Below are 18312 nucleotides of genomic sequence, written 5' to 3'. Positions count from 1 at the left end.
AGGCGGGCCGTTACGCCCGCACCCGCACATAACTGCCGGGGGCGTCTTCCAGTGCGGGGAATGCGTCGGTGCCGACATGCCGGGCAGGAACTTCCTCACCATCGATGCCGGAGAGCCACTCCCGCCAGTTCGGCCACCACGAGCCAGCATGTTCCTGCGCGGTCTTCATCCAGTCGGCAAGATCGGTGGCGTGGGCGTTGTCGTTGGTCCAGTACTGGTACTTGCCCGAGGCTGGCGGATTGACCACGCCGGCGATATGGCCGGAGCCGGACAACACGTATTTCACCGGGCCGCCGAAGAATTGCGAGCCGTACAGCACCGATTGCGCCGGCGCGATGTGGTCCTCGCGGGTGGCGAGATTGTAGACGGGCACCTTGACCTTGGAGAGATCGAGCCGGGTGTTGTCGAGGATCATGTTGCCGCTCGAGAGCTTGTTCTCAAGATAGCAGTTCCGCAGATAGAACGAGTGGTTCGCCGCCGGCATCCGCGTCGCGTCTGAATTCCAGTGCAACAGGTCGAAGGCCGAAGGCGGCTTGCCCTTGAGGTAGTTGTTCACGACATAGGACCAGATCAGGTCGTTGGAGCGCAGCATGTTGAAGGCCATGGCCATCTTGCTGCCTTCCAGCACGCCTGCCGCCTGCATGTCTTTTTCCAGCGCCGAGATCTGATCCTCGTCGACGAACACCATGAGGTCGCCGGCATGGGTGAAGTCGACTTGCGCGGCCAGGAATGTTGCCGATGCCACGCGGACGCGGCGCTTCTCGGCGAGCCAGGCCAGCGTCGAGGCGAGCAGGGTGCCGCCGACGCAATAGCCGATGGTATGCATGGTCATCTCGCCGGTGACCTTCTCGATGACGTCCATCGCGGTCAGCGGGCCTTCCTTCATATAGTCATCGAAGGTCTTGGCGCCTAGGCGCTTGTCGGGGTTGACCCAGGAGATCACGAACACCGAGACGCCCTGATCGACAGCCCACTTGATGAAGGATTTCTCGGGCTTGAGATCGAGGATGTAGAACTTGTTGATCCAGGGCGGCACGATCAGGAGCGGCGTGCGCAGCACGTTTTCGGTTGCCGGCTGATACTGGATCAGTTGCATCACCTCGTTCTGGAAAATCACCTTGCCCGGCGTCGTCGCCATGTTGACGCCGACTTCGAGGTTTTTCGGATCGGACTGGCGAATGCGCAGCGAGCCTTTGCCGGCCTCGATATCCTCGGCAAGCATGGTCATGCCGCGCATCAGGTTGCTGCCGTTCGACATCACGGTCTCGCGCAGTACTTCCGGATTGGTCAGCACGAAATTCGATGGCGCCATCGCATTGGTGATCTGCTGAACGTAGAATTCCGCCTTCTTGCGGGTATGCGCATCGAGCCCCTCGGCATTCTTGACGAGGTCGTGGGCCCATTGCGTCGTGAGCAGATAGGCCTGCATGACGAAATCGAAGAACTGGTTCGATTTCCACTCGGGATCGCTGAAGCGCTTGTCGCGCGGCGGTGCCTCGATAGCGGGCAAGCCGGCTTCGCCGACCATCCGGCGCATCGCCGAGCCCCAGAGGTCGAGATAGGCCTTGCCGAGCTTCATCTGCAATTCGGCGGCGCGCTTGTCGTCGGACAGCCAGTAATTGGCGACGATGCTGAAGGTCTTGATCAGCTCCGTCAGCTCGTTCGGCGGCTTGTCGACGGTCTCGCCACTTTGGCGCGGTTGCAAATAGGCGGCCAAGGCCTTGCCGCCATTCTCCATCGCCTTGGCCATGTTGAGCGCAAAAGCTTCGGGATTGAACGGTTTGGCGGACGCGTCGCCCGAGATTTTGTCGTTAGCAGCTTTGGCGTCGGCGGCAACTTCGGTCATGGCGCAACAACAGCTTCATTCCAGTCGGGCAACGGTACGTCGCCACGCAAAATCGATGATGGCACAGTTCGCGGATTGCCGCAGGATTCGATGTGCTGCACCGCGTCATGTATTCGGCTTTGGGTCTTGCTTCCGTCATATTGAAGATCCAAGCCTTTAGCGTCTTCTCCCGGCATTAATCGTTTGTGACCAGATTGGTTGAATGGTGCGCTGCGATAGGGATGAAATCGATTCTAATGCGATGTAGGGTTGTGGCGTGACGCGTAGAGGCACATTCAGGGCAATTGGTGGTCGCAGCGGGCGGGCGGCGACAGCGGCCGCCTTGCTGGTGCTGGGGCTTGGCTTGCCTCTGGGCGGCTGCGCCTCGACCATCGCCGACATGCCCATGGTGGGGACGCCGGCGGGCGCTCCGGCGCGTCCGGCCGAGGTGGGCACCTATCTGCCGGTTCATGATCTGCCGACCACCCGCGAAGGCACCGCCATGGCGCCGGCGGATCAGGCCAAGATGCAGGCCGAACTGACCGCCGCCCGCGATCGCCAGGCCGTCGTGCTGCCGCCCAAACCGGCGGCCAAATAGTCAAAACTGCCCGTCGTGACTGGTGTCACCGGGCTTCCGTGATAAAAAGAAGCGATTCAACCGCATGATGAAGCGGTTCTGGAGCCCGATCCCATGGAAGAATTCTACCGCATCCGCCGATTGCCGCCCTATGTGTTCGAACAGGTCAACCGGGCCAAGGCCGCCGCGCGAAACGCTGGCGCCGATATCATCGACCTCGGCATGGGCAATCCGGATCTGGCGACCCCGCCGCATGTGATCGAGAAGCTCAAGGAGACCCTGGGCAAGCCGCGCACAGACCGCTATTCGGCTTCGAAGGGCATCACTGGCCTGCGCAAGGCCCAGGCCGGCTATTACGAGCGCCGCTTTGGCGTGAAGCTCAATCCTGACACCCAGGTGGTGGCGACGCTGGGCTCCAAGGAAGGCTTCGCCAACGTCGCTCAGGCGATCACCGCGCCTGGCGATGTCGTGCTGTGCCCGAATCCGAGCTACCCGATCCATGCCTTCGGCTTCCTGATGGCTGGCGGCGTGATCCGCTCGGTGCCGTCCGAGCCGACGCCGGACTTCTTCGCTGCTGTCGAGCGCGCTATCATCCATTCGATTCCGAAGCCGATCGCGCTGATCGTCTGCTATCCGTCGAACCCAACGGCGCAAGTGGCGAGCCTCGATTTCTACAAGGACCTCGTGGCCTTCGCGAAGAAACACGAGATCTACATCCTCTCGGATCTCGCTTACGCCGAGGTCTATTTCGACGACAAGAACCCGCCGCCCTCGGTGCTGCAGGTACCGGGCGCGATGGACGTGACCGTCGAATTCACCTCGATGTCGAAGACCTTCTCCATGGCCGGCTGGCGCATGGGCTTTGCGGTCGGCAACGAGCGTATCATCGCCGCGCTGACGCGGGTGAAATCCTATCTCGACTACGGCGCGTTCACGCCCGTGCAGGTCGCGGCCACTGCTGCGCTGAACGGCCCGGACGACTGCATCCGCGAGATGCGTGACACCTATCGCAAGCGCCGCGACGCGATGGTGGAATCCTTCGGCCGCGCCGGCTGGGACATTCCGCCGCCCTCGGCCTCGATGTTCGCCTGGGCGCCGCTGCCGGAGAAATTCCGCGAGGTCGGCAGCATGCAGTTTGCAACGCTTCTCGTCGAAAAGTCCGGCGTGGTGGTATCTCCCGGCGTCGCCTTCGGCGAGCATGGCGAAGGTTACGTCCGCATCGCGATGGTCGAGAACGAACAGCGCATTCGCCAGGCTGCCCGCGGCATTCGCCGCTTCCTTGAAAGCGGTCTCGAAACGTTGCACAACGTGGTTCCTCTCGCCAACCGGCGATAGGCGTGATCCCCGAAAACCGGCAACCGGTTTTCGGACCGGTCATCGCTCAACAAGAATTCCGACAGGTCTGAAGCTTAATGGTCGCACCCCTCAAAGTGGGTATCGCGGGACTCGGCACCGTTGGTGCCGAAGTCGTCCGTCTCATCGAACAGCAGAACTCAATTTTGGCCGCGCGCTGCGGTCGTGGCGTCAAGGTAATTGCTGTCACCGCGCGGTCCAAGACCAAGAAGCGCGGCGTCGATCTGCGCGGCATCGACTGGATGAAGGATCCGCTCGCGGTTGCGCAGCATCCCGATGTCGAGTGCTTCGTCGAACTGATGGGCGGCGTTGGCGATCCCGCGCTGTCGTCGATCGAGGCGGCGCTGCGCGCCGGCAAGTCGGTCGTGACCGCGAACAAGGCACTGATCGCCAAGCATGGCCTGAAGCTAGCCGCATCGGCCGAGAAGCACGGCGGCGCGCTGAACTACGAGGCCGCCGTCGCTGGCGCCATTCCGATCATCAAGACCATCCGCGAAGGTCTCGTCGGCACCGATATCAATCGCGTCTACGGTATTCTCAACGGCACCTGCAACTACATCCTGTCCCGGATGGAGTTGGAGGGCTTGTCCTTCGAGGAATGCCTTAAAGACGCGCAGCGGCTTGGCTACGCCGAGGCCGAGCCGTCCTTCGACGTCGATGGCCACGACACCGCGCAGAAGCTGGCCATTCTCGCCAGCCTCGCATTCGGGACCAAGGTCGCGCAGAGCGCTGTTTCGGTCGAGGGCATTTCGTCCATCGCCGCTGAAGATCTGCGCGCTGCTGCAGAGCTCGGCTATCGCGTGAAGCTGCTGGGCGTTGCCATGCGCACCGCGACTGGCATCGAACAGCGCGTGCATCCAACCATGGTGCCGCTGTCGTCCTCCATTGCGCAGGTCATGGGCGTCACTAACGCCGTCACGGTTGATGGCGCAGGCATTGCGCCGATTACGCTGGTCGGTCCCGGCGCTGGCGGCGCCGCGACGGCGTCTGCGGTTCTTGCCGATATCGCCGATGTCGCACGCAATGTGCGCGCGCTGCCGTTCGGGCGGCCGGTCGAGAAGCTCAAGACCACCACCAAGGCGCCGATGGAACGCCACGAAGGTGGCTATTACATCCGCCTGATGGCGCGGGATCTCGCCGGCACCGCCGCGCGTATCGCAACGCGTCTGGCCGAACAGAAGATCTCGCTGGAGTCGATCGTGCAGCGCCATCCGAATGGCGGCATCGAGCCGGTCGGCAAGAGCACGAAATCGTCACCGGTGCCTGTTATCCTGATCACCTATGCGACGACTGAAGACGCGATGCGCCGCGCCCTACAGGCCGTGCAGAGCGACAAGGTGATATCGGGCAAGCCGCAGGTTATCCGGATCGAGAAGAACTAAACACCAGCGTTGAGAGTTGTACGGGGACATTCGTCCCACCGTAGAAGGAGCCCGCCAATGTCGACCCATATTACCGTCCCGCCGCAGCAACTGCTCGAGCGCATTCTGACGCTGGAGATCGTTCGCGTGACCGAGCGCGCGGCAGTGTCGGCTGCGCGGTTGCGTGGTCATGGGCAGGAGAAGGCGGCCGATCAGGCAGCGGTCGATGCGATGCGCCGCGAGCTCAACAAGATGCCGATCGACGGCACCATCGTGATCGGCGAGGGCGAGCGCGACGAAGCGCCGATGCTCTATATCGGCGAAAAGGTCGGCATTAATGCCGGCCCGAAGGTCGATATTGCCGTCGATCCGCTCGAAGGCACGACACTGTGTGCCAAGGACATGCCGGGCTCGATTGCCACCATGGCGATGGCCGACGGCGGCACGCTGCTGCACGCGCCCGACGTCTATATGGACAAGATCGCGATTGGTCCGGGCTACGCCAAGAACGTGATCGACATCGACGCATCGCCGGAAGAGAACATCAGGCGCCTCGCCAAGGCCAAGGGTGTGCCGGTGTCGGCGATCACCGCCCTCGTGCTTGAGCGGCCACGGCACGAAGCATTGATCGCAGCGATCCGCTCGACCGGGGCGGCGCTGCGTCTCATTCCGGACGGCGACGTCGCCGGCGTCATCCACACCACCGATCCCGCCAAATCTGGCATCGACATCTATCTTGGCATTGGCGGCGCACCGGAAGGCGTGCTGGCAGCTGCAGCACTGCGCTGCATCGGCGGCCAGATGCAGACCCGATTGATCCTCGATACCGACGAGAAGCGCGAGCGTGCGCTGAAGATGGGTGTCACCGATCCGAAGATGATCTATGGCATCGAGGACATGGCGAAGGGCGACTGCCTGTTTGCCGCCACCGGTGTTACCGACGGCGCATTGCTGTCGGGCGTCAAGTTCCGCGGCGACGTCATCGAGACCGAGACCATCGTGATGCGTTCGGTGACCGGCACGGTGCGCATCATCAAGGGCGAGCATCGCCAGCTCGAAAAATTCCACCTGGATTGAGTTCGGTCACATGGCGAAGGCGAATGTTGACATCCACCCGGTCGGCCCCGATGAGCGGGCTGCCTGGGAGCCGCTGTGGCAGGGCTATCTGACGTTCTACAAGGCGACGCTGCCACCGGCCGCGACCGATACTGCGTGGAAGCGTTTCCACGACGCCAATGAGCAGATGTTCCTGCTCGGCGCCTATGTGGGCGGCAAGCTCACCGGCATCGTGCAGTTCCTGTATCACCGCTCATCCTGGACGCCCGGCAATTACTGCTATCTGCAGGATCTGTTCGTTGACAGCAATGCGCGTGGGCTCGGCGTCGGCCGCGCTTTGATCGAAGCGGTTTATGCAAAGGCCAAGGCTGATGGCTGCAGCCGCGTGCATTGGCTGACACAGAACGAGAATGCGCAGGCCAGAATTCTCTACGATCAGGTCGCGGACAATTCCGGATTTATGCAATACCGGAAGATACTCTAATTAAAGGCAATCCGAGCGCGCCAACATGCGCTCCGATTATTCGAACTAAAAACCAAGAAAACAAAACGGGGATGAGACCATGAGCGAGACCGATAACGTCAAGGCTCTGGTGTTCGACGTGTTCGGCACCGTGGTTGACTGGCGTTCCAGCCTGATTGCTGACTGTACCGCGTTCGGCAAAGCGCGCGGCATCACCGCAGACTGGACTGCGCTCGTCGATGCCTGGCGGCAGGCCTATATGCCGTCGATGGATGTGGTGCGCCATCATCCCGAACGCGGTTTCGTCAAGCTTGATACGCTGCATCGGCAGTCACTCGATGTGCTGGTCGCCAAGTTCGGCATCAACGGGCTCTCGGACAACGATCTGCATTACATGACACTCGGCTGGCACCGGCTGCATCCGTGGGCGGATTCGGTGAGCGGTCTGACGCGCTTGAAGACCAAATACGTCATCAGCCCGTTGTCGAACGGCAATGTCGCGCTGCTGACCAACATGGCGAAATTCGCCGGCCTGCCATGGGACCTGATCATGAGCGCGGAACTGTTCGAACACTATAAGCCCGATCCCCAGGCCTATCTCGGTGCGGCCGCACTGCTCAATCTGAAACCTGCGGAAGTCATGATGGTCGCCGCCCATAACAGCGATCTCGATGCCGCACACAAACTCGGCCTCAAGACCGCCTTCGTGCCGCGTGTCACTGAATACGGCCCGCACCAAAACCGCGACTTCAAGGCCGAGGGCACGTGGGATGTCGTTGCCGAGGACTTCAATGACCTCGCCAAGCGGATGGGCTGCTGAACGGCTTGGGATTTGCCGAAAGCGGCTGCGCGGCCTATTGCTGATGCCATGACGCCACCGACCATCATTCCCGTCGAATCCCAGCAGGCCTTCCTTGGCGTTACCGAATCCGCCACCGGGCGGATCTGGCGCGACCGGGTGGATCAGCGCGGCGCGGCGCGGGCGCTGGCCATGGTGCAACGTTTTCAATTGCCGGAAATGCTGGCGCGGGTCATCGCCGGCCGCAATATCGAACTCGACGCCGTCGAAGACTTTCTCGATCCCACCATCCGCAAGCTGATGCCGGATCCCTTCACCATCACGCAGATGGAAGCGGCGGCAAAGCGCATTGCGGATGCGGCGCAGCGCCGGGAGAAAGTGGCGATCTTCGGCGACTACGACGTCGACGGCGCGACGTCATCAGCGCTGCTGGCTTGGCATCTCCGGCATTGCGGGCTCGACCCGCAGATCCACATTCCCGATCGCATCTTCGAGGGCTACGGCCCCAATGTGGATGCCATCAAGACGCTGGCCGGCAAGGGCGCCACGCTGCTCGTGACTGTCGATTGCGGCACGACCAGTTTTGAGCCGCTGGCTGAGGCCAAGAAGCTCGGCATGTCCGTGGTCGTCATCGATCACCATCAGACCGGCGAGGAACTACCTGACGTCGATGCCGTGGTGAATCCCAACCGGCTCGACGATATTTCCGGCCTTGGTCATCTCGCTGCCGTGGGCCTCGTGCTGATCACGCTCGTCGCGGTCAATCGCGAATTGCGCAAGCGCGGCTTCTGGACCGCCGAGATGCCGGAGCCGGATCTGCTCGGCATGCTGCATCACGTGGCCCTGGGCACCGTGGCCGATGTGGCTCCACTGATCGGCCTGAACCGCGCCTTTGTCGCCAAAGGTCTCATCGCATTACGTCGCCGCGATCACATCGGGCACACCGCGCTGATGGATGTGGCGCGTTTGAACGGCCCGCCGGAAGCATGGCATCTCGGCTTCATGCTGGGGCCGCGCATCAATGCCGGCGGCCGCATCGGGCGCGCTGATTTGGGCGTGCGGCTGCTGCTCGAAGGCGATATTTCCGAGGCCGCGAAGATCGCTGCCGAACTCGATCGGCTGAACATCGAACGACGCGTGATCGAACAAGCCGCGGAAGCGCAAGCCGAGGCCGAGGCTCTGGCGTCACTGGGGCTCGAAGACAAAGGCTCCGTAGTCGTGACCGCGTCTGAAGGCTGGCATCCCGGCGTCGTCGGTCTGGTCGCCTCGCGGCTCAAGGAGAAATTTGCGCGTCCGGCTTTTGCCATCGCGCTGGAGCCTGGCGGAATTGGCACGGGGTCTGGCCGCTCGATCTCCGGCGTCGATCTCGGCAAAGCCGTGCGGCAAGCTGTTGCCGATGGGCTTCTGATGAAAGGTGGCGGCCACGCCATGGCCGCGGGCATCACGCTACGCAAGGAACGGCTCGGCGAATTCCGCGCCTATATCGAAAGCGCGCTGGCTGCGGATGTCGGCAAGTCCCGCAACGAGAAAGAACTCTTCATCGATGGCGCTATCACTGCGCGCGGTGTGACGACGGATCTCGTGAATACGCTCAATCGCGCCGGGCCGTTCGGGCAGGCCAATCCCGAGCCGGTGATTGCGCTGCCGGCGCATCAGCTCGTTTATGTCGATGAAGTTGGGCAGGCGCATCTGCGGCTGCGCTTCAAGGCGTCGGACGGCGCCATGGTCAACGGTATCGCGTTTCGTTCAGTGGGGCAGAAACTTGGCAACGCGTTGCAGGAGCTGCGCGGTCAGCCCGTCCATGTGGCGGGCTCGCTGACCGTCGATCGCTGGCAGGGTGCCGAGCGCGTGCAGATGCGCGTGATCGATGTGGCGGAGCCGGATCCCGGGCCGAAGATGATCAGATGATAGCAATCTCAGTCTGTCGTCACCCGGCTTGACCGGCGCACTCATCCATTTGTGTCCTGCCGGCGGAGCAGCCTGGTCGAATACCGATACCGGTCCGCCGGATGAATGCTGAGCGAGACCTCAGCCAGCTCGTTTGACGCGAACAGATACTGCCGCCGGATCGACAGCGCATGCGCGCCAGTCATTGCTTTCAGTGGCTCCGCCATCGCGTCCGACACGCCAACCGCAGAGATGTCCTGGCGGATCTCAACGAAGCGTCGTCCCGAGATTTTCTCGACGAGCGTGCCGAAGATTTCGTGATGCCCGCCCATCTTCGCGCGCACCTCGTCGGCGAAGGCGCCGTCGATATACACGTCCGTCCAGCAGATCGGCGTCTGTGTGACGTCGCCCGGAATCGTGCGCAGACTTGAGATGCACAGCCAGCGCCGGCCGGGCCGGCATCCGAGCTGGCTGGCAAGCTCGCTGTCGGCGACGACATCCGCAACGCGCTGCACGTGGCGCTCCGTCTCGGTGCCGAACTGCTGCACCGCCTCGATCGTATTGAGTGCCTGCGTAAAGCCATCACCGCCCTTGGCCGGAGACGTCGCCTCGACACGCGTCCCGGCATTGCGCTTCCGGCTGACCAAGCCGGACGCCTGCAGCTCCTGCATCGCCGCGCGCACGGTTGATCGGCTCACGGCGAACTGGTCCGCCAGCTCGAACTCTGTCGGCAGCACAGACCCGACCGGATGCCGTCCGTCTGCGATGGCCTCGGTCAGTGCTCGGGCCACGAACGCGTAACGCTTTTCCACCGTCGTCCCTCGACCCCTAAGTCCCTGATCGCAGGATGGAAGCCTGATTGGCGACCATCTCGTCAAGGAAGGAGATTGACACACGGTTTATGTTCGGACAATTTAATATGTACGAACATAATAAGAGGAAGCGGTATGGGCAGCACGGTTTTCGATTCGGTCCTGTTTCGGGACATGTTCGGCACCGCGGAAATGCGGGCGGTCTTCGCCGACGAAGCCCTGGTCGGCCGCTACATCGAGGCCGAAGTCGCGCTGGCCCGCGCCCAGGCCCGTCTCGGCGTTGTCCCCAAGGAAGCCGCGCAGGCCATCGAGGCCGCCGCCAAATCGATCCGGATCGATTTCGACAAGCTCCGAGCTGAGACCGAAATCGTCGGCTACCCGATCTTGCCGCTAGTCCATCAGCTCTCCGAAGCCGCAGGAGAGGCGGGCCGCTACGTCCACTGGGGTGCGACCACCCAGGACATCATGGATACCGCCAACGTCTTGCAGATCCGCGCGGCCTTGCAGATCGTTACGCGCGATCTGTGCGAGGTCCGCGACATCCTCGCTACCATGGCGAAAAAATATCGCGACACGCCGATGGCCGGGCGCACCCATCTGCAGCAGGCGTTGCCGGTGACCTTCGGCTACAAGGCTGCCGTCTGGCTGTCCTCCATCGATCGGCACATTGAGCGCATCGATCAGGCATTGCCGCGCATCCTGCTCGGCGAGTTCTCCGGCGCCGCGGGGACGCTCGCGTCGGTGGGCGAGGGCGGCCTCGAGATGCAAAAACTGTTCTGCGAGGAGCTCGGCCTGCATCAACCGTCGATCACCTGGCATGTCGCCCGCGACGGCATCGCCGAAGCGGTCACGCTGCTCGGCCTGATCACCGGTACGCTCGGCAAGATCGCCACCGACGTGATGCTGTTGTCATCGTCCGAATTCGGCGAAGTGTCTGAGCCTTTCGTGCCCGGTCGCGGCGCGTCATCGACGATGCCGCAAAAGCGTAACGCGATTTCAAGCGAACTGATGCTCGCCGCTGCCAAGGCGGTGCGCCAGCACGTCGCGACCATGCTCGATGGCATGATCCATGACCTGGAACGTGCAACGGGGCCGTGGCACCTCGAATGGGTGTCGTTGCCGGAGAGCTTCCTGCTCACTGCCTCGTCGCTGGCAAATGCCAAATTCATGCTGGCCGGACTCGTGGTTCACGAAAAGCGCATGCTGGAGAATCTGGATCTGACACGCGGCCTTATCGTCGCCGAAGCGGTGATGATGGCAGCGGCGCCAAAACTCGGCCGCCAGCACGCGCATGACGTCGTCTACGACGCTTGCCGCAAGGCCATCGAAGGCGGCGGACAGCTTGCGGATATCCTCGCCGAGGTCCCGGAAATCACCGAAGCGCTTGGTGGCAAGGAGGCCATCCGTCGTCATTGCGACCCGGCCAACTATCTCGGCCTGTGCGGTCCGATGGTCGATCGCGTGCTGAGCATGAGTGGACGCTGAAACAACACACATAACAGGGGAGGAATTTCGATGAAGAAGAACATTTTGACGACCGCATTCGTGCTCGCCGGTGCACTGCTGGCTGGCCCAAGTCTGGCGCAGGATTATCCAACCCGCACCATCACCATGAACATGCCGTATTCCGCAGGCGGCCCCGGTGACACCATCGCGCGCCTGCTGGCGCAAGCCATGAGCGGCCCGTTGAAACAGCAGGTGATCGTCGAGAACACGACGGGCGCCGGCGGCTCCATCGGCAGTGCCAAGGTCGCCGCATCTGCGCCGGACGGTTACAATCTGCTGCTGATCCATATCAGCCATGCGACCAATCCGGCGCTGTATCCTAAGCTCAAATACGATCCGATCAAGGACTACGAGCCGATCGGTCTCGCGGTCGATCTGCCGTCGGTGTTCGTGGCACGCAAGGATCTCCCGGCCGCCAATCTCGCCGAGCTGATCGCCTGGATGAAGACGAACAAGGAGAAAGTGAACTACGCGCATGCCGGCATCGGCTCGGCTTCGCATCTGTGCGGCCTGCTGCTCAATGCAGCGACCGGTACGCAGCCGACCCAGATCGCCTATCGCGGCGCTGGTCCGGCGATGAACGACATGATGAGCGGGCAGGTCGACGTTATGTGCGACCAGATCGTCAACGTGGTCGGCAATGTCGACGGCGGCACGATCAAGGGTTACGCCGTCACCAGCACCGAGAAGGCGCCGGCGCTGCCAAAACTGCCCACGACAGCCGAAGCCGGCTTGCCGGGCTTTACCTACACCGTCTGGTACGGCCTGTTCGCTCCGAAGGGCACGCCCAAGCCGATCATCGACAAACTCGTTGCCGCGCTGAACGTGGCGCTGAAGGACGAGACCGTGAAGAGCCGGCTTGCCGGGCTCGGCGTGCAGCCGGTGGCGCCGGAACGGGCGACGCCCGATGCGCTGGCCGCGCACCTGAAATCCGAGATCGACAAATGGACGCCGATCATCAAGGCAGCGGGCGTTGTCGGCGCGCAGTGAGCCAGACTAGTGAGTGACGTTCGCACGGAACATGACTCCTTCGGCAGCATCGCGGTGCCGAAGGACCGCTATTGGGGCGCGCAGACCCAACGCGCACTTGAGGTCTTCCAGGTCAGTGACGAGCGTTTTCCGATCGCGCTGATCCGTGCATTCGCTCTGCAGAAGATCGCGGCCGTTCGCGCCAATCTGCAACTCAGGACGATCGCACCGGAGATCGCGGCGCCGATCGAAACAGCGGCACTCGAACTTCAGCAGGGCCGTTTCGACGATCATTTCCCGTTGCCGATCTGGCAGACCGGCTCCGGCACCCAGACCAACATGAACGCCAATGAGGTGATCGCGAACCGGGCGAATGAATTGATGGGCCAGCCGCTCGGGACCAAATCGCCCATTCATCCCAACGATCACGTCAATTGTTCGCAGTCATCGAACGACAGCTTTCCGACCGTGATGCATGTGGCAACGGCACTGGAGTTGCGCGGGCGCTTGCTCCCGACCTTGCAGGTGCTGCGCGACGATCTCCGCGCCAAGGCGGACGCATTCTCCGACGTCGTGAAGATAGGCCGTACGCATCTGATGGATGCCGTGCCGATGACGATGGGGCAGGCCTTGGATGCCTTCGCCCGTCAGATCGGCCATGCGATTGACCGCATCGAAGCAGTGTTTCCGCGCCTGCTGATGCTGCCCCAGGGCGGCACGGCCGTCGGCTCGGGGCTCAATGCGCCAAAGGGATTCGACAGCGCCTTTTGCGAGCACCTGAACGCACTGACTGGCGTTACGTTCGTCCCGAACCCGAGCAAGTTCGAAGGCATGGGCGCGCATGACGCGCTTGTCGAAGTGTCCGGCGCGCTCAATGGCCTTGCCGTCACGTTGCTGAAGATCGCGAACGACGTGCGCTTCCTAGGCTCGGGTCCGCGCTGCGGGTTAGGTGAGCTCGTCATCCCGCATGACGGGCTGACGTCGTCGATCATGCCTGGCAAGCGCAATCCCACCATCGCCGAAATGCTTGCGCAGGTCTGTTTTCAGGTGACGGGCAACAACGCCGTCGTCACCGCAGCCAGTGCGTCCGGCAATTTCGAACTCAACGTTGCCAAGCCGGTCATCATCTACAACGTCTTGCAGTCAATCCGCATCCTCGCCGACGGCATCGATGTCTTCACGTCCCGATTGATCCGCGATCTCGACGTCGATCGGCGACAGCTCGCCGCGAATGTCGCCAACGCTCCGCTGCTCGCGACAGCGCTCAATCCCGTGATCGGCTACGACAAGGTCGCACTCATCACAGCCAAAGCTTTGGATGAAGCCATCACACCGCGCGAAGCCGCGATCGCGCTGGGACTGCTCTCAGGTGAAGACTATGATCGTTATGTCGATCCGCAGCGCATGGCGGGGATTTGACGGAACGGCTCAGCCGCCCTGGCGCAACCGCGCGAGTACCTTCAGCCCGCCATAGCCATCCGCCGGCAGCAGTCCTGCCTTCGTCTGGAAATCACGCACCGCTTTCATCGTGTCATTTCCGACGCGGCCGTCGGTGCCGCCGGTGTCGAAGCCGGCGCGGGTGAGGCGGGTCTGCACTTCCTGCACTTCGGCCAAAGTCAGCGCGCGTTCCGAGCCGGGGAACGGCTGGATGAAAGGCGGTGCGCCGAGAATGCGGTCGCCGAGATGGCAGATCGCCAGCGCATAGTTCATCGACGGATTATAGCTGCGCACGGCGTAGAAGCCCTGGCCGAGCAGGAAGGCCGGGCCGCCTTGCACCGGCACCCACAATTTGGCGTTGGCATTCGGCTGCGGAAACGGCTGGCCATCGGCGCGGGTGACGCCGGCTGCGGACCATGCTGCAAAACTGCGATTGCTATCCGATGACGGCGCGCCGCTCGCATGGACCTCATAGCCCCAGTGCTCGCCGCGCGGATATTTGCCGCGATTGACAAGGAAGCGTGCGCTGGAGCCAAGTGCATCATCGGGCTTGCCGAACGGCGAGACGCGGCCGTCGCGGTCATAGTCGATGCCGACATTGAGCCAGACTTCCGGCATCCATTGCGTATGCCCCATCGCGCCGGCCCAGGAGCCGCGCATCTCGTCGGGCGTGCCCCAGCCCTTGTCGACGATCTTCAGCGCGTTGATGAGTTCGGTTTCCCAGTAGGCGCGGCGGCGCGGCTCGTTCCACGCCAGTGCGGCCAGCGACGGAAACACCGGGCGCATATGGTTCTGCTGCACGATGGGATCGCCATAGGCGGACTCGACGCCCCACAGCGCCAGCAGCGTGCCGCGCTCGACGCCGAAGTCGCGCTCGATACGGTCGAACACGGCTTCGTTCTTGCGCAGCGCGTCCTTGCCGGCGGCGATGCGCCAGTCGGAGGCGCGGCGATTGATGTATTGCCAGAGCTGCTCGTGAAATTCCGGCTGCTTCTGCATCTTGGTGAACACGGACATGTCCGGCTCGATACGGCCCATCACGCGCGAATAGGTCGCGTCGGAGACGCCTTTGGCAATTGCCTTAGCACGAAAGCCGTCGCGCCACGCGTCGAAGCCCGCGGGGGCCGCAAAGGCGGTCCCGGGCATGGCCAGCAACGCGCCGGCACCCAGGCCGGAGCGGAGCAGGCTGCGTCGGTCGATCAGGGAATCGCGTGCGGTCATGCGCCACTGTAGCCGCATGATTTGCGCCATGGCAGGGGCAATGCGTCGCGGCGCGTCAACGCAATCAACGGATTGATATCATGTATAAAAAAGACCGCCGGAAGCCATTTTCGGGCGTCCGGCGGTCTTGCGAAAAACTTGCGGCAGTCTTGCGACAGCCGGGATCCTTTAGTCCTTGGCGCGTTCGATGTACGAGCCGTCCTCGATCAGCACCACAATGCGGGTGCCGGTGCCGACATGCGGCGGCACGTTGGTGCGGACGCCGTTGGACAGCATGGCAGGCTTGTAGGACGACGATGCGGTCTGGCCCTTGGTCACCGGCTCGGTATCGACGACTTCGAGGGTCGCGCGCTGCGGCATCTGGATCGCCACCGGAACGAGGCCGTGCAGCGACAGCTTTACGGTCATGTTCTCCTGCAGATAGGGCTCGGCATCGCCGATGACGTCCTTCTGCACTTGAACCTGGTCGTAATTGTCGTTGTTCATGAAATGGAAGCCGTCGGCATCCTTGTAGAGGTAATTGAAGTTCTGGTCTTCAATCGTCGCCTTTTCCACCTGGTCAGTGGTCTTGTAGCGCTCCGAGATCTTCACACCGTCGCTGATTCGGCGCATTTCGATCTGGCTGACCGGGGTTCCCTTGCCGGGGTGGATGTTCTCCGCGGACAGAACCACGTAGAGCTTGCCTTCCTGCTCGATGACGTTGCCCTTGCGAATAGAACTGGCGATGACTTTCACAGATATGTTTCCTAGATTTCAGGCCCGGGACCGATCCGGACGTGTGTGTCCTGTGGCCAGCGAAGCGGTTTCGGGGGGCAACATACTGATTTCACGCGGCGATGCCAGCGTTTTGCAACCCAAAAGGGCCGTTTGCCGATGACTGGAACCGACCGTCCGTCGCCCTGGTGGAGCCCGGCGCGACATCAGGACCGCCGGGGCTTCCTGCTGGCGCGGGGCGCGATCACGAAGGGTATCCGGACGTGGTTTGAGGCTCAGGGCTTCCTGGAGGTCGAGACTGGCGTCCTGCAGGTCTCGCCGGGCAATGAGACCCATCTGCATGCGCCAAAGACGACTTTGATCGACCGCGATGGCGAGCGGTTCTCGCGGTATTTACGAACATCGCCGGAATTCGCCTGCAAGAAGCTGCTGGCGGCGGGGGAGACGAAAATCTTCGAATTCGCCCGGGTGTTTCGCGACCGCGAGCGCGGCGACAAGCACCTGCCTGAATTCACGATGCTCGAATGGTATCGTGCCGAGGAGAGCTATGAGGCTGTGATCGCCGATTGCGTGGCGATCATTGCATGCGCGGCGCAGGCGACAGGCATCAAGCAGTTCACGTTTCGCGGTCATGTAGCGGATCCATTTGCGGAGCCGGAGATGTTGACCGTGGCAGCGGCGTTCACGCGTTTTGCGGATATAGATTTGCTTGCAAGCATCGATGGCGCCGAGGGGGATTGCGCTACGCTGGCGGCTGCTGCGACTGGCAAGGTGCGGATCAGCGATGACGATACCTGGTCGGATATTTTCAGCAAGATTCTCGTCGAGCATGTCGAGCCGCATCTCGGGCAGGGACGGATGACCGTGCTGTTTGAATACCCGTCGCCGGAAGCGGCATTGGCGCGCACCAAAGAAGGTGACCGACGCGTGGCCGAACGCTTCGAGGTCTATGCCTGCGGTGTTGAACTGGCCAATGGCTTCGGCGAGCTGACCGATGCCGATGAGCAGCGCCGACGCTTCACGGAAGCGATGGACGAAAAAGAGCGTCGCTATGGCGAGCGCTATCCGCTCGATGAGGAGTTTCTTGAAGCCGTGGCGGCAATGCCGGCAGCATCCGGCGTAGCACTCGGCTTCGACCGGGTGGTGATGCTCGCCTCGGGCGCGACGCGGATCGATCAGGTGGTGTGGACGCCGCCGGCAGGTGTGTCATGAACCGTCACGTGAAAGTTGCGACGACCCTGCGGCAAGCCAGCGACCTCATCGAAAACGGCCTCGCGCCGGCGTCGACGCTGGCCGATCTGGAGAAAGTCGCCGCGCGTTATGCGGTCGCGGTGACGCCGGCCGTAGCCGCACTGATCGACAGCAGCGATCCCGACGATCCGATCGCGCGCCAGTACATACCGAGTGTGGATGAACTGAACGCGCAGCCCGAAGAGAACGCTGATCCGATCGGTGATCACGCCCACGCGCCCATCGACGGCATCGTGCATCGTTATCCCGACCGTGTGCTGTTCAAGCTGGTACATGTCTGCGCGGTGTATTGCCGGTTCTGTTTCCGCCGCGAGATGGTGGGGCCGGGCAAGGAGACCGCGCTGTCGCGTGAGGCTTATGCAGCGGCGCTGGATTACATCCGCAGTCATGACGAGATCTGGGAGGTAATCCTCACCGGCGGCGATCCCCTGATGCTGTCGCCGCGGCGATTGAGCGAGATCATGGCGGATCTCGCTGATATCCCGCATGTAAAGATCATTCGATTGCATACGCGGGTCCCCGTGGCTGATCCCGGCCGCGTGAGTGCGGAAATGGTGGATGCATTGAAAGTCACGGGTGCCAGCACATGGGTGGCGCTGCATGCCAATCATCCGCGCGAGCTGACGGATGCTGCACGTGCGGCCTGCGCGCTGATGGTGGATGCCGGCATTCCCATGGTGAGCCAGTCGGTATTGCTGCGCGGCGTCAATGACGATGCGGCGACGCTGACGGCACTGATGCGCGGTTTCGTCGAGTGCCGCATCAAGCCCTATTATCTGCATCACGGCGACCTCGCGCCTGGCACCGCACATTTGCGGACCAGCATCGCGGAGGGACAGGCCTTAATGCGCGCCATTCGAGGCAATGTTTCCGGATTGTGCCAGCCGGATTATGTGCTCGATATTCCCGGCGGTTATGGCAAGGCGCCGATCGGTCCCGAATATTTGTCTGAGAATTCTTCAATCAGCCTCAAGCCTGACGGTGAAGCTTCTGCGGAATCGGTCTATCGTGTTGTGGATTACTGCGGCGACGTTCATATCTATCCACCGAAGCCGTAGCGATCGGCTTACACGCGCCACCT

The 18312-nt window shown here is 62.4% G+C and carries 16 protein-coding genes; 12 read left to right on the top strand and 4 right to left on the bottom strand.

All coding sequences use genetic code 11. The annotated features are described in order from the left end of the window. Window positions 1-10: 10 nt before the first annotated feature. Window positions 11-1750: a PHA/PHB synthase family protein gene (locus AB7828_RS06655; protein WP_441232203.1), complete on the bottom strand. Its 1740-nt coding sequence runs from the start codon at window positions 1748-1750 to the stop codon at window positions 11-13. Between the two features lie 352 nt (window positions 1751-2102). On the opposite strand from AB7828_RS06655, the gene AB7828_RS06650 reads away from it, so the two are divergent. The 7 genes from AB7828_RS06650 to recJ all read left to right on the top strand — a co-directional run bounded on the left by AB7828_RS06650 (window position 2103) and on the right by recJ (window position 9342). Then, window positions 2103-2423 (top strand): hypothetical protein, encoded by a 321-nt coding sequence (locus AB7828_RS06650; protein ID WP_441229742.1) that lies wholly within the window; start codon window positions 2103-2105, stop codon window positions 2421-2423. Between the two features lie 93 nt (window positions 2424-2516). Continuing rightward, window positions 2517-3737 (top strand): LL-diaminopimelate aminotransferase, encoded by a 1221-nt coding sequence (locus tag AB7828_RS06645; RefSeq protein ID WP_089264170.1) that lies wholly within the window; start codon window positions 2517-2519, stop codon window positions 3735-3737. Window positions 3738-3814: 77 nt separating this feature from the next. Further along, the gene (locus AB7828_RS06640) at window positions 3815-5137 is read left to right on the top strand and encodes a homoserine dehydrogenase (RefSeq protein WP_120289462.1); all 1323 of its coding nucleotides are present in this window, start codon (window positions 3815-3817) and stop codon (window positions 5135-5137) included. Between the two features lie 57 nt (window positions 5138-5194). Beyond that, on the top strand, window positions 5195-6193 hold the full coding sequence (gene glpX / locus AB7828_RS06635; RefSeq protein ID WP_441229741.1) for a class II fructose-bisphosphatase: 999 nt from the start codon (window positions 5195-5197) through the stop codon (window positions 6191-6193). Between the two features lie 10 nt (window positions 6194-6203). Further along, window positions 6204-6656, top strand: coding sequence for a GNAT family N-acetyltransferase (locus AB7828_RS06630; RefSeq protein ID WP_441229740.1), 453 nt, complete (start codon window positions 6204-6206; stop codon window positions 6654-6656). Window positions 6657-6735: 79 nt separating this feature from the next. Then, window positions 6736-7455, top strand: a complete 720-nt coding sequence (locus tag AB7828_RS06625; protein WP_441229739.1) for a haloacid dehalogenase type II — start codon at window positions 6736-6738, stop codon at window positions 7453-7455. Window positions 7456-7503: 48 nt separating this feature from the next. Next, a complete protein-coding gene (recJ, locus tag AB7828_RS06620) occupies window positions 7504-9342 on the top strand; it encodes a single-stranded-DNA-specific exonuclease RecJ (RefSeq protein WP_441229738.1) in 1839 nt (612 codons plus the stop codon). A gap of 41 nt (window positions 9343-9383) precedes the next feature. Here the strand turns inward: recJ and AB7828_RS06615 are convergent, their stop codons facing one another. Beyond that, window positions 9384-10133, bottom strand: coding sequence for a GntR family transcriptional regulator (locus tag AB7828_RS06615; RefSeq protein WP_309946133.1), 750 nt, complete (start codon window positions 10131-10133; stop codon window positions 9384-9386). A 135-nt stretch (window positions 10134-10268) separates the two neighbouring features. On the opposite strand from AB7828_RS06615, the gene AB7828_RS06610 reads away from it, so the two are divergent. From AB7828_RS06610 to AB7828_RS06600, 3 genes are read left to right on the top strand one after another with little or no spacing between them, the layout of a single operon-like run. Then, window positions 10269-11618 carry a class-II fumarase/aspartase family protein gene (locus AB7828_RS06610; protein WP_441229737.1) on the top strand — a complete coding sequence of 450 codons (1350 nt, stop codon included), beginning with the start codon at window positions 10269-10271 and terminating at the stop codon, window positions 11616-11618. Window positions 11619-11648: 30 nt separating this feature from the next. Beyond that, window positions 11649-12629 carry a tripartite tricarboxylate transporter substrate-binding protein gene (locus AB7828_RS06605; RefSeq protein WP_120289474.1) on the top strand — a complete coding sequence of 327 codons (981 nt, stop codon included), beginning with the start codon at window positions 11649-11651 and terminating at the stop codon, window positions 12627-12629. Window positions 12630-12638: 9 nt separating this feature from the next. Beyond that, window positions 12639-14027, top strand: a complete 1389-nt coding sequence (locus AB7828_RS06600; protein ID WP_441229736.1) for a class II fumarate hydratase — start codon at window positions 12639-12641, stop codon at window positions 14025-14027. A 9-nt stretch (window positions 14028-14036) separates the two neighbouring features. Here the strand turns inward: AB7828_RS06600 and AB7828_RS06595 are convergent, their stop codons facing one another. Further along, window positions 14037-15266: a lytic murein transglycosylase gene (locus tag AB7828_RS06595; RefSeq protein WP_441229735.1), complete on the bottom strand. Its 1230-nt coding sequence runs from the start codon at window positions 15264-15266 to the stop codon at window positions 14037-14039. Between the two features lie 168 nt (window positions 15267-15434). Continuing rightward, window positions 15435-16001 (bottom strand): elongation factor P, encoded by a 567-nt coding sequence (gene efp / locus AB7828_RS06590; RefSeq protein WP_068736546.1) that lies wholly within the window; start codon window positions 15999-16001, stop codon window positions 15435-15437. A 138-nt stretch (window positions 16002-16139) separates the two neighbouring features. Here efp and epmA point away from each other — a divergent pair, with 138 nt between their 5' ends. Beyond that, entirely contained in the window at window positions 16140-17192 is a 1053-nt protein-coding gene (gene epmA, locus AB7828_RS06585; protein WP_441229734.1) for an EF-P lysine aminoacylase EpmA, read from the top strand. Beyond that, a complete protein-coding gene (locus AB7828_RS06580; protein WP_089264181.1) occupies window positions 17189-18289 on the top strand; it encodes a lysine-2,3-aminomutase-like protein in 1101 nt (366 codons plus the stop codon). Before epmA ends, AB7828_RS06580 begins: the two co-directional genes overlap by 4 nt. The last annotated feature ends 23 nt before the right edge of the window (window positions 18290-18312 follow it).

The organism is Tardiphaga sp. 215_C5_N2_1, from assembly GCF_052076055.1.
GTDB lineage: Bacteria > Pseudomonadota > Alphaproteobacteria > Rhizobiales > Xanthobacteraceae > Tardiphaga > Tardiphaga robiniae.
Note: the sequence above shows the minus strand (reverse complement) of the source record. Positions and strands in the feature narration are given on the sequence as shown.

Excerpts from the sequence above, each read along its gene's own strand:
- AB7828_RS06610 (WP_441229737.1), top strand. The coding sequence starts at position 10,269 with ATGGGCAGCACGGTTTTCGATTCGGTCCTGTTTCGGGACATGTTCGGC.
- AB7828_RS06605 (WP_120289474.1), top strand. The coding sequence starts at position 11,649 with ATGAAGAAGAACATTTTGACGACCGCATTCGTGCTCGCCGGTGCACTG.
- epmA (WP_441229734.1), top strand. The coding sequence starts at position 16,140 with ATGACTGGAACCGACCGTCCGTCGCCCTGGTGGAGCCCGGCGCGACAT.
- recJ (WP_441229738.1), top strand. The coding sequence starts at position 7,504 with ATGACGCCACCGACCATCATTCCCGTCGAATCCCAGCAGGCCTTCCTT.
- AB7828_RS06630 (WP_441229740.1), top strand. The coding sequence starts at position 6,204 with ATGGCGAAGGCGAATGTTGACATCCACCCGGTCGGCCCCGATGAGCGG.
- AB7828_RS06655 (WP_441232203.1), bottom strand. The coding sequence starts at position 1,750 with ATGGCCAAGGCGATGGAGAATGGCGGCAAGGCCTTGGCCGCCTATTTG.
- AB7828_RS06640 (WP_120289462.1), top strand. The coding sequence starts at position 3,815 with ATGGTCGCACCCCTCAAAGTGGGTATCGCGGGACTCGGCACCGTTGGT.
- AB7828_RS06625 (WP_441229739.1), top strand. The coding sequence starts at position 6,736 with ATGAGCGAGACCGATAACGTCAAGGCTCTGGTGTTCGACGTGTTCGGC.
- AB7828_RS06645 (WP_089264170.1), top strand. The coding sequence starts at position 2,517 with ATGGAAGAATTCTACCGCATCCGCCGATTGCCGCCCTATGTGTTCGAA.
- AB7828_RS06580 (WP_089264181.1), top strand. The coding sequence starts at position 17,189 with ATGAACCGTCACGTGAAAGTTGCGACGACCCTGCGGCAAGCCAGCGAC.
- glpX (WP_441229741.1), top strand. The coding sequence starts at position 5,195 with ATGTCGACCCATATTACCGTCCCGCCGCAGCAACTGCTCGAGCGCATT.
- AB7828_RS06595 (WP_441229735.1), bottom strand. The coding sequence starts at position 15,266 with ATGACCGCACGCGATTCCCTGATCGACCGACGCAGCCTGCTCCGCTCC.